This is a genomic window from Pseudomonas sp. LBUM1653 (assembly GCF_059716115.1).
Map to the genome: position 1 here is coordinate 2,803,022 of NZ_CP166803.1, position 14,610 is coordinate 2,817,631.

Consider the following 14,610-nt stretch of genomic DNA (forward strand, 5'->3'; position numbering starts at 1 on the left):
CATCCATCAGAAAAAGTGATTCTTGACATGCTTAACGATCACTTTACGACCTTTCTCGGTGATTAGTAAAGTGGCCCAAACCAAGTAAATGAGTGCAGTCCGACCCATGACACTGACTTCGAAAATCGACCATGTCTTTGCCGGAGGCCTGGGGGTGTTGCAGCCCGAAGGGCAGCGCACGGGCATCTTCAAGCTACGCCAGGCAGGCCCGGTGCGCGTGGAGCGGCAGGGGATCGTCGGCGACCAGCACGGCGACACCCGGGTGCACGGTGGCCCGGAAAAAGCCGTGCATCAGTATGCGGCGCAAAACTACCAGCGTCTGGCGCAGGCCTTTGATCCCAGTGCCGCGCAGCTGGTCGCGGGGAGCCTGGGGGAGAACATTTCGGCGTTCGGGCTTTCGGAACTCAACGTGCACATCGGCGACGTGTTCCGCATCGGCAGCAGCGTGTTGCAGGTGTCCCAGCCGCGCAGCCCTTGCTGGAAGATCAACCACCGGTTTGACGCCGAGCACATGTCGATGTTCGTCGCCCGGGAGCGGATCACCGGCTGGTATTACCGGGTGCTCGAGCCGGGCTTGCTGGAAGCGGGGGACCGCATTGAACTGCTGGAACGGCGTGACGAACGCTTTTCCATTGACCAGTTTTGGCAGGTGCAATTGTCGCACCGGCCGCTGATCGACGATTTGCTGGCATTGGCGGGCAGTCATGGCCTGGCCGAGGACTGGAAGCGTCGCTTGTCCGAGCGGGCGAAGTATCTGCATAAAAACGCTTGCTGATTCAGCCAGCAATCCCGCGCCCAGACGGTGTTCGCGAAACAAAACACCCCCCTGTGGCGAGGGGATTTATCCCCGCTGGACTGCGCAGCAGTCCCTTCTCCAAGAGAGAAGCGGGGGCCGCTGCGCAGCCCAACGGGGATAAATCCCCTCGCCACAGAAAACATATTCACAATTTATGATCCATAAGATCATTAATCATCATTTTACATGATTTATCGGCGGGCCTACCTTGGCCATGTCGGGAGCGCTCAACAGCCCCGGCCTGACAACAAAAAGAGATGGCTCTTATCCACCACCAGGGACACCCGCCATGAGCACCCAGCCTGCAGACATCGCACACTATATTCACGGTGGCCTGACAACAGGGACTTCCAGTCGCTCGCAGCACGTCAGCAACCCCGCCACCGGTTCGGTGATCGGCAAGGTGGCCCTGGCCAGCGCATCTGACGTCGACGCCGCGGTGCAGTCGGCCGCCGCCGCATTCCCAGCCTGGTCGGCGACGCCGCCGCTGCGCCGCGCGCGCATTCTGTTTAAGTTCCTCGCGCTGCTCAACGAGCACCGCGACACCCTGGCCCGGATGATCACCACCGAACATGGCAAGGTCTTCACCGATGCCCAGGGCGAAGTGACGCGCGGCATCGAGGTCGTCGAGTTCGCCTGCGGCATTCCGCAGCTGCTCAAGGGCGACTACACCGAGCAGGTCTCGACCAATATCGACAACTGGACCCTGCGCCAGTCCCTGGGCGTGGTGGCCGGTATCACACCGTTCAACTTCCCGGTGATGGTGCCGATGTGGATGTTCCCGGTGGCCATCGCCTGTGGTAACACCTTCGTGCTCAAGCCGAGCCCGATCGATCCATCACCGGCGTTGCTGATCGCCGAACTGTTCAAGGAAGCCGGGTTGCCGGACGGCGTGTTCAATGTGGTGCAAGGCGATAAGGAAGCCGTGGATGCGCTGCTCGACCACCCTGAAGTCAAGGCCGTGAGCTTTGTCGGCTCGACACCGATCGCCAACTACATCTACGAGACCGGTGCGCGCCACGGCAAGCGTGTCCAGGCGTTGGGCGGGGCGAAGAACCACATGGTGGTGATGCCCGATGCCGACGTCGACCAGGTGGTCGACGCGCTGATCGGTGCGGCCTTCGGTTCGGCCGGCGAGCGCTGCATGGCGATCTCGGTGGCGGTGTTTGTCGGCGATGTGGCGGACAAGGTCATGCCGAAACTGGTGGAGCGCACCCGGACGCTGAAGATCCTCGAGGGCATGAACCTGGCCGCCGAAATGGGCCCGATCGTGTCGCAAGTGGCGCTCCAGCGCATCACCGGCTACATCGAACAAGGCATCGCTGAAGGCGCCGAGATGCTGGTCGACGGCCGTGATTTTGATGGCTCGCAGGCCGGTGCCGATTGTGCCGGGGGGTTCTGGCTCGGTGGCACGGTGTTCGACCATGTCACCCCCGAGATGAAGATCTACAAAGAGGAAATCTTCGGTCCGGTGCTGGCGTGCATGCGGGTCAAGGATTTTGCCGAGGCGGTCGATCTGGTCAATGCCCATGAATTCGGCAACGGCACCGCGTGCTACACCCGGGACGGGCACATCGCCCGTGAATTCGCGACCCGCATCCAGGTGGGCATGGTCGGCATCAACGTGCCGATTCCGGTGCCGATGGCGTGGCACGGTTTCGGTGGCTGGAAGCGCTCGCTGTTCGGCGACATGCACGCCTATGGCGAAGAGGGCGTGCGCTTCTACACCAAACAGAAGTCGGTCATGCAGCGCTGGCCGAACAGCATTGCCAAGGGCGCCGAGTTTGCCATGCCGACCTCCAAGTAGACATTCACCCGCTTTCGGGTTGGAGGGCGTGCAGGCGCGGGCTTGCACGCTGTCCGTTGTCCCAGGGGGACGGCTGTGCCTTTTCTCAAAGGCGGCTCGCTCCCAATTTCTTGCCAAGGTAAACCGCGATGCCATTGCTCAAGTTCGACATCATTCAGGGCCGTAACGACGAACAGCTGCGCTCGTTGCTGGAGGTGGCGCATCAGGCCATGGTCCAGGCGTTCGAGGTGCCCGCCAGCGATCGCTACCAGAGCGTGACGCAACATCGGCCGGGGGAGTTGGTGCTGCACGACACGGGGTTGGGTTACTCGCGATCGGACAACGTGGTTTTGCTGACGGTGATTTCGCGTCCGCGCCCACAGCAGCAGAAAGTCGCGTTCTACCGCTTGCTGGCCGAGCAGCTGCAGGCCGAGTGTGGTCTGTCGCCCGATGACCTGATCGTTTCATTGGTGGAAAACACCGATGCGGACTGGTCGTTCGGTCGTGGCCGCGCACAATTTCTGACTGCAGAGCTCTAGCGTTCACTTTCATTCATCAGGTCCAGGTGCTGCCATGTCCAATCCTCTGTTGTCCCTTTTGAACATCGAATTGCCGATCATTCAATCGCCGATGGTGGGCGTCTCCACCCCCGGGCTCGCGGCGGCGGTGTCCAATGCTGGCGGGTTGGGTTCCATCGGCATTGGCGCGAGCAATGTCGAGCAGGCGCGGGCCATGCTGCGCGAGACGGCGGCACAGACCGGCAAACCCTTCAATGTGAATGTGTTCTGCCACCAGCCGGCTGTTCGGGACGCCGTGCGGGAATCCAGGTGGTTGGAATTCCTGGCAGGGTTTTTCACCGAATTTGGCGCCGAGCCACCGGTGTCGCTGCGGGAAATCTACACCTCGTTCGTTGAAGATGCCGAGGTGCTGCAGATGCTGCTGGAAGAAAAGCCGGCGGTGGTCAGCTTCCATTTTGGCCTGCCTGCGCAACCGGTCATCGATGCACTCAAGGCCGCCGGTATCCTGCTGCTGTGTTCCGTGACCAGCCTGGCCGAAGCGCTGGCGGCGCAGCACGCAGGAGTGCATGCACTGGTGGCCCAGGGTTACGAGGCCGGCGGGCATCGCGGGGTCTTCGATCCGCGGCGGGATCTGCAGATGGGCACCTTGGCGCTGGTGCGTGTGCTGGCCGATGCCTGCCGGCTGCCAGTGATCGCAGCAGGCGGCATCATGGACGGCGCAGGCATTAAAGCCGTCATGCAGTTGGGCGCCAGTGCCGCGCAGCTGGGCACGGCGTTTATTCTCTGCCCGGAGTCGTCGGCGAACGGCGCCTATCGGGAAGCGCTCAAAGGGCCGCGCGCACACCAGACCCGCGTCACCAGCGTCATCTCCGGCCGCCCGGCCCGGGGCATGGTCAATCGCAACTTCACCAGCCTCGATGCAGCAGGTATCGCCTTACCGGACTACCCGCTCACCTATGACGCCAACAAGGCGCTCAATGCCGCGGCAGCGGCCCGGGCCAATACCGATTTTGCCGTGCAATGGGCAGGGCAGGGGGCTCCCCTGGCTCGGGAACTGCCAGCCGCGGCGTTGGTGAAGTTGCTCGTGGCAGAGATGAAATCCTGAGTGCGGTCTTGTTATGGTTTTGTTGTAACTTAGGCGCCAGGACTGAATCGGCTTCCAAGGGATGAACCATGACATTGACGGCCGAAAGGTTGGTTGGCATCGCAATGACCAACCCCATCAACGCTGAGTTGACCTCACGCTTGCCTGCGCTCGGCCTGGATCAATGCATGCTCACGGCAGGCTGCCTGTTCCAGGCGGTATGGAATCAAAAGGCGCAACGGGATCCTGGCTGGGGCATCAAGGATTACGACGTTTTTTACTTTGACAGCGACCTGTCCTGGGAGGCCGAGAACGAGGTCATTCATCGGGCTCAACGTCTATTCCAGGATCTAGGGGTTAACGTCGAGCTCAAGAATCAGGCGCGCGTGCACCTTTGGTATAGTCAGCGCTTTGGCGGGACTTACCCCAGGCTTGAATCGGCCAGGGACGGGATTGATCGCTACCTGGTGGCGGGCACCTGTATCGGCCTGGATGTCGCCACCCGCGAAGTCTATGCCCCCTACGGCCTGGCGGACGTAGAACAGGGCGTGCTGCGCATCAATCCGGAAAACCCCAGGCCTGACTTGTTTGAGCAGAAAGCGAAGAGTTATCAGGTTCGCTGGCCTTGGCTGAAAATTGTGTAAGGCGGGGGCCAGGGTTCCGGCGGGTGAATGCCCCTGTAGGAGCCCGGCTTGCCGGCGAAGGCGTCCTGACAGCCGACCACTCGCTCGCGGATGCACCCGATTTACTGTGGGAGCGGCGGTGCGACGATTCGACTTGCTCGCGAAGGCGGCCTGACAGCCGACCTATTGTTTGTTGACGGCGTACATATCCATTCCTGCGGTAACGGCCACCTAGGGTTTCGCTTTTACAGCGAGTCACTTGGAAGAGCCTGTAGGAGCGAGCATGCTCGCGATGGAGGTCAACGATGACGCGGGGAGCCTGACACCCCGCGGTGCTCTCAGGTTTTTCGCGAGCATGCTCGCTCCTACAGAGCCCGCCGCGATGGGCCATCCTTGGCCCAGCGCGGCTAACCCGGCATCCATGCCGGGTGGCCCACTGCGCAGAACCTCCACTCGGCCTCTCGAGGGGGCAAGAAAATCAATAGCCAAAGCAACGGCAACAGCAACAGCAACAGCAAGAGCGAGGCGGCCTTATAGCCGACCTGGCTGTGGATGCGTGCGCTTGACCTGATCGTTCCCACGCTCTGCGTGGGAATGCATCCTGTGACGCTCCGCGTCACCATTGCGCATGGCTCACGTCATGCGTCGTCAGCGGAACGCGGAGCGTCCCTGGCGGCATTCCCACGCAGAGCGTGGGAACGATCACATCGGGTACAGCCGCAAAAGTCAGGTCGGCTGTCAGGCCGCCTCGCTTTGGCTTTAGATTTGGGCGCCCCGTTAAACCACGATGGCCTAACGCAGGCATTGCGCAGTGGGTAAACCGGCAGGACGCCGGTTTAGCCGCGCTGGGCCAGGGATGGCCCATCGCGGCGACCCACGGAGCAATGCCGGAGAGAGGGCATGCCGAGCCTAAGCGAGGCACCGAGTGGTGGGGCAAGAGCCTTTTGCTTACTTTTGGCTGGGCCGGCATTCCGGCTCTTTCAAAAGTGAGTCGCCGTAAGGGCGAAACCATAAGCGGCCGTTACCGCAGCAATGGATATGTACGCCAAAAGAATCCAGCAAAAAAGGCCATCGAGCGCCCTCAGGCTACAAAGGCCGTTACCTGGGCGAGGTTGTTGTCCTGGGCTGCGGCAACCAGATGCAGAGGGACATGCGGTTGCTCGGCGGGTGTAAGAATTTCAAAGCTTCCTACAATATGAAGCTGTCGCTCGCTCAGTCCGGTCGACTCTTGTTCCTTTGCTTTAGCCATTCTCGCGTGGTTCGCTGCGATTTCGTTGAGAGTTGACACGTTACATCTCCGGTGACTGACCAAGCGTATTGCTGGAGTCCTTTAGCGTTGATTGGATGGCCGTCGCGTCAGATTTATGTCGTTCGCGACAGCTAACGCGGGCCGGTGCAATCCCCACGCCAGAGAAGACCGGGATTTAGCCGAGGCGATTCCATTTGCGACGAAAGGTTATGGGCAAGGCCTGGGTCGGTTTAAAACACGATGCCAAGCTTTACGCCGTACTCGTCTCGGGTCTGTTTGTCGAAGTCGGTAAACTGAAACTGACCGTCCAACTCATACTCGTAACGGTTGAAATAAAGGCTGGCTATCACAGGAACCGACCCTTGCTGGTTGAACAGCCAGCTCAGCTCGACGTAAGGATTGGTGGTGTCCTTAAGGTCCAGCTCCTGGCTGCCCAAATCGTGGATTTCCAACTGCGAGTCGCCGTCAATAACCTGGCGAACCCCTGCTTCCAGGCGCAAGGTTGAACTGCTGAATGCGTGGTTGTAGCCGGCTGCCACTTTTGCGAAGGGAGTGCGGTTGGTGAGATTGATGTCGTACCGGTTGTAATCCGGGTCATAACGGTTCCACTTGTAGCCTGCTCCGATCAAAACGTCTAAAAAATTGTCGGCATCCAGGGCCATTCTCCAGCCAAGGTCGAGGTCGGCCTGGCCATCGGTGACGCGCTGATGCTTTTGTTCGGAGTACTGCCCGGTGATTTCTGCCTGATACACAAGGCCGGCCCGGGCAGTCATCTTGTTGCCGAAGTTCAGGAACAATCCCGCTTCGGGGATATGCTCTGTGCTGGTGGTGCTACGGCCCGTGAACTCCAGTTCGCTATAACTTCCCAGTACGCCGACAGCAAAAACAGGATCTTCAGAAGGTGCTGCGCAAGTGAGTGGAGGGGCAACGCCCGCGAGGAGGGAGGTGACAACAGCAGCAAGACTGGTCCTATTCATGAGAACTCCAGCAGCGCACTGACGGTCCGTAATGGACCTGTCACTAACAACAATAGTCTGTTTTGGTGCGCCGTTAGACCGGTCGTCGGCAAGAATGCAAAAAAGATGGCATTTGGCCTTGACGTCATCTTTTTGTCGCCTGCCAGTGCAATTCTGCAGGGTCTCTATAGGGATACCTGTCCCACGAACTGCGCTTCTGCTCTTTCGATATGTGGCCAGTGCGGGCACAATGCGCATCCTTTTTTTGGCTGGCCTTGCCGGAGGCCTCGAAATGATCAAAACGCCGTACTACCTCATCGATAAGCAAAAGCTGCTGGGCAACATGGAAAAGATTGCCTACGTGCGTGAGCAGTCCGGGGCCAAGGCCCTGCTGGCACTCAAGTGCTTCGCCACCTGGTCGGTGTTCGACCTGATGCAGCAGTACATGGATGGCACCACGTCGTCGTCGCTCTATGAGCTCAAGCTCGGTCGGCAGAAGTTCGCTGGCGAGACTCACGCCTACAGCGTTGCCTGGGCCGATGACGAAATCGAGGAGATGCTCGACAACTGCGACAAGATCATCTTCAACTCCATTGGCCAATTGCAGCGCTACACTGAAGCTTCTGCAGGCAAGGTCCGTGGTCTGCGGGTCAACCCCCAGGTGAGCAGCTCCGATTACCTGCTGGCCGACCCGGCACGGCCGTTCAGCCGCCTGGGCGAGTGGGACCCGGTGAAGATCGAGCAGGTCATCGAACAGATCACAGGCTTCATGTTCCACAACAACTGCGAGAACGGCGACTTCGGCCTGTTCGACCAAATGCTGTGCACCATCGAAGAGCGTTTCGGCCATCTGCTGCACAAGGTCGAGTGGGTCAGTCTCGGTGGCGGCATTCACTTCACCGGTGAAGGCTACGCACTGGACGAGTTCTGCGCGCGCCTCAAGGCCTTCTCGCAGAAGTACGGCGTGCAGGTTTACCTGGAGCCGGGCGAAGCGGCCATCACCCAGAGTGCGTCGCTGGAAGTCACCGTGCTTGATACCCTTTACAACGGCAAGCACCTGGCGGTCGTGGACAGCTCGATCGAAGCGCACATGCTCGACCTGCTGATCTACCGCCTGAACGCCAAGCTGGCCCCGAGCGAGGGTGAGCACACCTACATGGTGTGCGGCAAATCCTGCCTGGCCGGAGACATTTTCGGTGAGTACCAGTTCGATCGTCCGCTGGCCATCGGCGACCGCCTGTCGTTCGTCGACGCAGCGGGCTACACCATGGTCAAGAAGAACTGGTTCAACGGCCTGAAAATGCCGTCCATCGTAGTGAAACAACTCGACGGTAGTGTCGAGGTGGTTCGTGAGTTCGGTTACAACGACTATATGTCCAGCCTCTCGTAAGCTGGCTGAGAAGGAGAGAGAGAAAAATTGAAGAAGAACGTACTTATCATTGGTGCAGGAGGTGTCGCCAAGGTGGTGGCCCACAAGTGCGCGCAGCACAACGACGAACTTGGTCGTATTGCTATCGCGTCGCGCAACATCTCCAAATGCCAGGCCATCATCGACAGCGTCAAGGCCAAGGGCAGCCTCAAACAGCCCGCTGAAATCAAGGCATTCAGCCTCAATGCCCTGGACGTCGAGGCGACCAAGACGCTGATTCGCGAAACCGAATCGCAGATCGTCATCAACGTCGGTTCCGCCTTCCTCAACATGTCGGTGCTGCGTGCCTGCATCGATACTGGCGCGGCCTACCTGGACACCGCCATTCACGAAGAGCCGGGCAAGGTCTGCGAAACGCCGCCCTGGTATGGCAACTACGAGTGGAAGCACCTCGAGGAATGCCAGCAGAAAAATGTCACCGCCATCCTCGGTGTGGGCTTCGACCCGGGTGTGGTCAATGCCTATGCGGCACTGGCCAAACAACAGTATTTCGACAGCATTGATTCGATCGACATTCTCGACGTCAATGCCGGTTCCCATGGCAAATATTTCGCCACCAACTTCGATCCGGAAATCAATTTCCGCGAGTTCACCGGGCAGGTGTGGAGCTGGCAGGACAGCCAGTGGACCAGCAACACCATGTTCGAAGTCAAGCGTACGGACGACCTGCCGGTAGTCGGTTCGCAGAACCTGTACCTGACCGGTCACGATGAAGTGCACTCCCTGTCGAAGAACCTCGGCGTGCCCAACGTACGTTTCTGGATGAGCTTCGGCGAGCACTACATAAATGTGTTCACCGTTCTCAAGAACCTCGGTCTGCTCTCCGAGCAACCGGTCAAGACCGCCGAAGGCCTGGAAGTCGTACCGCTCAAAGTGGTCAAGGCCGTGCTGCCTGATCCGAGCTCGCTGGCCCCTGGCTACACCGGCAAGACCTGCATCGGTGACCTGGTCAAGGGCACCAAGGATGGCAAGCCGCGCGAGGTGTTCATCTACAACGTTGCAGACCACGAGGAAGCCTTTGCCGAAACCGACAGCCAGGGCATTTCCTACACCGCCGGTGTTCCACCGGTGGCTGCAGCCTTGCTGGTAGCCCGCGGTGAGTGGGACGTGCAGCGCATGGTCAACGTCGAGGAGCTGCCAGCCGAGGCGTTCCTCAAGGCGCTGGACGTGATGGGCCTGCCGACCCGCATCAAGGACGAGCACGGCGACCGTGCCTGGGACTGCAACGCCTGAGGCGTCTCGGTGCAAAAAACGCCGCTCATTGAGCGGCGTTTTTGTATCTGAATCAAAAACAAGATCAAAAGATCGCAGCCTGCGGCAGCTCCTACGTGCGCCCAATCCCTGTAATTGGATGGACTCGCCCCAGCCGAGGCGTCAATGCGCCACGATGGCAGTCTAAACAGCCAACGACAGCGAGGGCGAGTCCATGAAAAATCATAGTTCGATTGATCAATCCCTGTCTTCTTCCGATTTGTCGGCCTGCACAACTTTGGCGGTCGATCTGGCCAAGCAGGTCTTTCAGGTCGCCGGTGAAGATGTCCTTGGCCAAGTGCGCTACGAGCAGCGGATCAAGTCGCGTGAGGCGTTTTATGAGTTTCTCCAACAGTTGCCGCCTCATTTCGTGGTTTTGATGGAGACCGGTCCGGGGGCTCAAGCCTGGGCCCGGCAACTGCAAGACAAAGGCAATCTGGCGCGGATTCTTCCAGCCGGTTTGGTGGCCACACACCGCAGCGGGCCTAAAAATGATCGCAACGATGCGCTGGCGATTCTGCGGGCGGGTCGCGATGAAAAAATCTGCGCGGTACCGGTCAAAAGCGTTGCGGCGCTGGCAATGCAAGCGCTGCATCGCGCCCGTCAGGGCTATGTGCGTCGACGCACAGCGGTAAGCAATCAGATGCGCGGCCTGCTGCTCGAGCACGGCGTGGCCTTGGCGCAGGGCGATGTTGCGATCAGTCAGAAAATTCCGCGGGTACTGGAAGATGCCACCCAGCCGGTGCCGGGCCTGCTGCGTGAACTGATCCACGAACTGTTGGCCGAGTGGCGCCATTTGGGCGAGCGCATCAGCGTGCTGACGGGACGCCTGGAAGTGGCCGCCAACGCCGACATGACGGCGAAGCGACTGATGACTGTGCGCGGCATCGGCCCAGTCACTGCCACGGCACTGGTGGCCAAGGAAAGCAAGCCTGAGCGATTTCCCAATGCCCGCAAGTTTGCCGCGTACTTTGGCATGGTACCTGACCAGCACAGTAGCGGGCAGACGGTCCGGCTGGGGGACATGACCAAGCGAGGTGATGTTTATTTACGCAGCCTGATGATCCAGGGAGCCCATGCGGTGCTGCAACAACTACGACCTGATTCCCAGCAACCCGATGACCGCCGCTTGTTGCGGTGGATGAGCCGACTGGGCCGTAAGGAGGCTGCGATCAGGCTAGCCAACCGCAACCTGCGAATCGTCTGGGTGCTTCTACAGAATGACCAGTCTTATCGTCGCCATGCTGGTGATGGTCAGCAAGCGACGATGAGCCACTGAGCGACAGAGTTCTGCCACCGAGGTACTGACTGTCTGACCCTTTGCTGAAAAAAATTGACCCCAGGTAAGACCGGCGTGGATTGATGCCTAAGCTCCTACTGGCCTTCGAGGCCTGACTGTAATCGGCATACCACGAGCTCTTCCAATTTTGGCCAGAGGCCGAAGACGGCTTCCACGAATAGGCCTAATACATAGATGCAACGGGGCGACAGTTTTTCAAAAGCGGGTAGACAGTGGGGGCGAGTCCATACATAGGAGCTGCCGCAGGCTGCGATCTTTTGGCGGACAGCGCTGCATCCAATGGTTGCAGCCGGCGCCAATTTGATCAGTGGCGATCCAGCCACACCGTCTGTGCATTGCAGAATTCGCGCACGCCGAAATGCGACAGCTCGCGGCCGAATCCGCTTTTCTTCACACCGCCGAACGTCACGCGCGGGTCGCTTGCGCAGTAGCCATTGATGAAGACCCCACCGGTTTCCAGTTCACTGGCCATCTGTTGGGCCTGCTCGACATTGCCGGTGTAGACAGTGGCAGCCAGACCAAATTCACTGTCGTTCGCCAGTTCCAGCGCATGCTCTGCGTCGCGAGCGGTAATGATCGAAGCGACCGGGCCAAACAGCTCCTGTTTGAATGAAGTCATCTGGTCAGTGACACCGGCCAGGACCGTAGGCTCATAGAAGTTGCCCGGGCCTTGGGCTTTCTTGCCGCCCATCAACAAGGTCGCACCTTCCTCCAGGGTGTCGCGCACCTGTTGATCCAGCTCATCACGCAGATCAAAACGGGCCATCGGGCCGATGTACGTCTCGGCGGACAATGGATCGCCGACCACCAGTTTGCGCGTGGCGTCGACAAACCGCCGAGTGAATTCCTCGACGATGCCTTGCTCGACGATCAACCGCTTGGCCGCCGCACAGACTTGTCCGGTGTTCTGATAACGACCGATCACCGCCGCTTTGACGGCGTCGTCGAGGTTGGCATCATTGAGCACAATGAACGGATCGGAACCGCCCAGTTCCAGCACGCTCTTTTTCAGCGCCGCGCCGGCCTGGGCGCCGATGGCCATGCCGGCTCGCACACTGCCGGTCAGGGTGACAGCGGCGATGCAGGGGTCGGCAATCGCGGTAGAAACACCGTCTGGCGTGACGTTGATGACCTCGAAGACGCCTTCGGCAAAACCCGCCTGCTTGAAGGCATCCAGCAGCAAGTAGGCGCTACCCATTACATTTGGCGCGTGCTTGAGCACGTAGGTGTTACCGGCAAGCAGCGTCGGGACCGCACCGCGCAGCACTTGCCAGATCGGGAAGTTCCACGGCATGACCGCGAGAATCGGGCCCAGCGGGCGGTATTCGATGCGCGCCTTGCCGCCTTCGACCAGGGTCGGTTCAGCGCTCAACATGGCCGGACCGTGTTCGGCATACCAGCCGCACAGCTGCGCACATTTTTCAATTTCACCGCGGGCCTGAGCGATCGGCTTGCCCATTTCAAGGGTGATCATGGTGGCCATGGCTTCTGCGTTGGCGCGCAACGCCTGGCCAAGGGCAATCAAGCGCTGCGCGCGTTGTGCAACCGGTTCGCGGCGCCAGGCACGGAACCCGCTAGCTGAACGCGACAGGGCAGCCTGCAATGCCGCAGCGGATTCGAAAGGGTAGTGGCCGATCTGTTCACCGGTCGCCGGGTTGATCGAAATGGCATGGGTAAGGCTGGAAACGTTGGTCATGGCACCGTCCTGCGGGGTAGGAATGCGCTCAGGTTACGGTGCTGTATGTTTTCTTGAAACTGAATAATAATGAGCGTCTTGTTCACGTTTGGAGAATGAATTGGACCTGGTACAGCTCGAGATTTTCAAGGCTGTCGCCGAGCACGGCAGCATCAGCGTGGCCGCCCAGCACATCCATCGGGTGCCGTCGAACCTGACCACGCGGATCAAGCAACTGGAGCAGGATCTGGGCGTGGACCTGTTCATCCGCGAAAAAAGCCGTCTGCGCCTGTCGCCGGCCGGCTGGAGTTTCCTCGACTACGCCCGCCGGATTCTCGACCTGGTCCAGGAGGCCCGCGCCACGGTGGCGGGCGAAGAACCCCAGGGCACATTTCCCCTGGGATCGCTGGAGAGCACTGCGGCGGTGCGGATTCCCCAGCTGTTGGCGGCCTATAACCAACAGTACGCCAAGGTCGAACTGGACCTGTCCACCGGACCTTCCGGGACCATGATCGACGGGGTGCTAGCAGGTCGCCTGACCGCCGCTTTTGTCGATGGGCCAGTGCTGCACCCGGCGCTGGAGGGTGTACCGGCATTCGAAGAAGAAATGGTGCTGATCGCACCGCTCAACCACAGCCCGATCCATCGCGCGCAGGACGTCAACGGCGAAAACATCTATGCCTTCCGCTCCAACTGCTCCTACCGCCACCACTTCGAAAGCTGGTTCGCCAAGGACGCGGCAGTGCCGGGCAAGATCTTCGAAATGGAGTCCTATCACGGCATGCTCGCCTGCGTCAGCGCCGGCGCCGGCCTGGCACTGATGCCGCGCAGCATGCTGCAAAGCATGCCCGGATGCAGCACGGTCAGCGTCTGGCCGTTGTCGGAGTCCTTCCGCTATTTGCGCACCTGGCTGGTATGGCGCAGGGGCACGGTGTCGCAGAGTCTGACCATGTTTGTGCGGTTGCTGGAGGAGCGGGGTGAAGCGATGAGTTAGCTCGAAGCGCCAGTTCAGATGCTAGCTCTCCTCAATGTTATCGATGTGCTCGAAGCGTTCGATCAGAAAGTCGATCAGGCAGCGCACTCTCGCTGATAAATGCAGCTGTTGCGGATAGACCGCGTATACGTCTGCGTGGGTGGGTGTCTGGTCTTCCAGCACCAGGCGCAGCCAAGGCTTCGATCAATACGCCAATGTGCGGCCGGCGCGAGTGCTGCCTGGAGTGAAAAGCCCTCTGCACAACGGCGACCAGATCGACTGGGTGGTGGTGCGAGAAAACTCCGAGGGCGAATACTCCGGTAACGGCGGTCGCGTGCACCGGGGGCTGCCTGAAGAAGTCGCGACTGAAGTGTCGGTGTTTACCCGTGCCGGGGTAGAGCGCATTCACCGCTTCGCTTTCGAACTGGCGCAAAGCCGGCCACGCAAGCACTTGACCATGGTCACCAAGTCCAACGCCCAACGTCACGGCATGGTGCTGTGGGACGAGATCTTCTTTGAGGTCGCCAAGGATTTTCCGGACGTCAGGATCGACAAGGAACTGGTCGACGCCGTGACCACGCGCATGGTGCTCAAACCATCGACACTGGACGTGATCGTCGCCACCAACCTGCACGCCGATATTCTCTCCGACCTGGCCGCTGCTTTATCCGGCAGCCTGGGCATCGCGCCGACTGCCAACCTCAACCCATCGCGCAGATTCCCTTCGATGTTCGAACCGATCCACGGCTCGGCCTTCGACATCACCGGCAAAGGTGTCGCCAACCCGATCGCAACATTCTGGACTGCGGCGATGATGCTCGAGCACCTTGGCGAGCCAGGCGCGGCCAAGCAACTGATGTCGGCCATCGAAGCCGTGACTGAAAGCGGTCTGCATACCCCGGATCTGGGCGGTAACGCCACCACCCGGCAGATCACCGAGGCCATCATCGCCTTGATCAACCGCTGATAT

Annotated in this window: 12 protein-coding genes and 2 pseudogenes; 10 read left to right on the forward strand and 4 right to left on the reverse strand. The window is 60.0% G+C overall.

Going from position 1 to position 14,610, the window contains the following annotated elements; all coding sequences use genetic code 11:
• The first annotated feature begins 106 nt into the window (after window positions 1-106).
• The 5 genes from ACA054_RS12785 to ACA054_RS12805 all read left to right on the forward strand — a co-directional run bounded on the left by ACA054_RS12785 (window position 107) and on the right by ACA054_RS12805 (window position 4,828).
• Entirely contained in the window at window positions 107-775 is a 669-nt protein-coding gene (locus ACA054_RS12785; RefSeq protein WP_497689703.1) for an MOSC domain-containing protein, read from the forward strand.
• A gap of 310 nt (window positions 776-1,085) precedes the next feature.
• Window positions 1,086-2,603, forward strand: a complete 1,518-nt coding sequence (locus tag ACA054_RS12790; protein ID WP_497689704.1) for a CoA-acylating methylmalonate-semialdehyde dehydrogenase — start codon at window positions 1,086-1,088, stop codon at window positions 2,601-2,603.
• Window positions 2,604-2,731: 128 nt separating this feature from the next.
• Complete coding sequence (locus ACA054_RS12795; protein ID WP_497689705.1) at window positions 2,732-3,121, forward strand: tautomerase family protein; 390 nt, start codon at window positions 2,732-2,734, stop codon at window positions 3,119-3,121.
• Between the two features lie 34 nt (window positions 3,122-3,155).
• Window positions 3,156-4,205, forward strand: a complete 1,050-nt coding sequence (locus ACA054_RS12800; RefSeq protein WP_497689706.1) for an NAD(P)H-dependent flavin oxidoreductase — start codon at window positions 3,156-3,158, stop codon at window positions 4,203-4,205.
• A gap of 68 nt (window positions 4,206-4,273) precedes the next feature.
• A complete protein-coding gene (locus ACA054_RS12805; RefSeq protein WP_497689707.1) occupies window positions 4,274-4,828 on the forward strand; it encodes a nucleotidyltransferase family protein in 555 nt (184 codons plus the stop codon).
• Window positions 4,829-5,888: 1,060 nt separating this feature from the next.
• Here ACA054_RS12805 and ACA054_RS12810 read toward each other — a convergent pair.
• Together ACA054_RS12810 and ACA054_RS12815 are read right to left on the reverse strand one after the other, a co-directional pair.
• A complete protein-coding gene (locus ACA054_RS12810) occupies window positions 5,889-6,095 on the reverse strand; it encodes a hypothetical protein (RefSeq protein WP_497689708.1) in 207 nt (68 codons plus the stop codon).
• Window positions 6,096-6,286: 191 nt separating this feature from the next.
• On the reverse strand, window positions 6,287-7,033 hold the full coding sequence (locus ACA054_RS12815; RefSeq protein ID WP_497689709.1) for a hypothetical protein: 747 nt from the start codon (window positions 7,031-7,033) through the stop codon (window positions 6,287-6,289).
• 271 nt (window positions 7,034-7,304) lie between these two features.
• On the opposite strand from ACA054_RS12815, the gene nspC reads away from it, so the two are divergent.
• The 3 genes from nspC to ACA054_RS12830 all read left to right on the forward strand — a co-directional run bounded on the left by nspC (window position 7,305) and on the right by ACA054_RS12830 (window position 10,971).
• Window positions 7,305-8,402, forward strand: a complete 1,098-nt coding sequence (nspC, locus tag ACA054_RS12820) for a carboxynorspermidine decarboxylase (RefSeq protein WP_497689710.1) — start codon at window positions 7,305-7,307, stop codon at window positions 8,400-8,402.
• A 27-nt stretch (window positions 8,403-8,429) separates the two neighbouring features.
• Entirely contained in the window at window positions 8,430-9,674 is a 1,245-nt protein-coding gene (locus ACA054_RS12825) for a saccharopine dehydrogenase family protein (protein ID WP_497689711.1), read from the forward strand.
• Between the two features lie 238 nt (window positions 9,675-9,912).
• Window positions 9,913-10,971: an IS110 family RNA-guided transposase gene (locus ACA054_RS12830; protein ID WP_497690286.1), complete on the forward strand. Its 1,059-nt coding sequence runs from the start codon at window positions 9,913-9,915 to the stop codon at window positions 10,969-10,971.
• A 325-nt stretch (window positions 10,972-11,296) separates the two neighbouring features.
• Here ACA054_RS12830 and ACA054_RS12835 read toward each other — a convergent pair whose 3' ends face one another.
• Entirely contained in the window at window positions 11,297-12,688 is a 1,392-nt protein-coding gene (locus tag ACA054_RS12835; protein WP_497689712.1) for an aldehyde dehydrogenase family protein, read from the reverse strand.
• 100 nt (window positions 12,689-12,788) lie between these two features.
• Between ACA054_RS12835 and ptrR the strand changes: the two genes are divergently transcribed.
• Window positions 12,789-13,661, forward strand: a complete 873-nt coding sequence (gene ptrR, locus ACA054_RS12840) for a putrescine utilization regulator PtrR (protein WP_497689713.1) — start codon at window positions 12,789-12,791, stop codon at window positions 13,659-13,661.
• Window positions 13,662-13,682: 21 nt separating this feature from the next.
• On the opposite strand, the pseudogene ACA054_RS12845 reads toward ptrR, so the two are convergent.
• Window positions 13,683-13,832, reverse strand: a pseudogene (locus ACA054_RS12845) (LysR family transcriptional regulator); the annotation flags it as partial.
• Between ACA054_RS12845 and ACA054_RS12850 the strand changes: the two are divergent.
• Window positions 13,831-14,607, forward strand: a pseudogene (locus ACA054_RS12850) (isocitrate/isopropylmalate family dehydrogenase); the annotation flags it as partial. The pseudogenes ACA054_RS12845 and ACA054_RS12850 overlap by 2 nt on opposite strands.
• Between the last annotated feature and the right edge of the window lie 3 nt (window positions 14,608-14,610).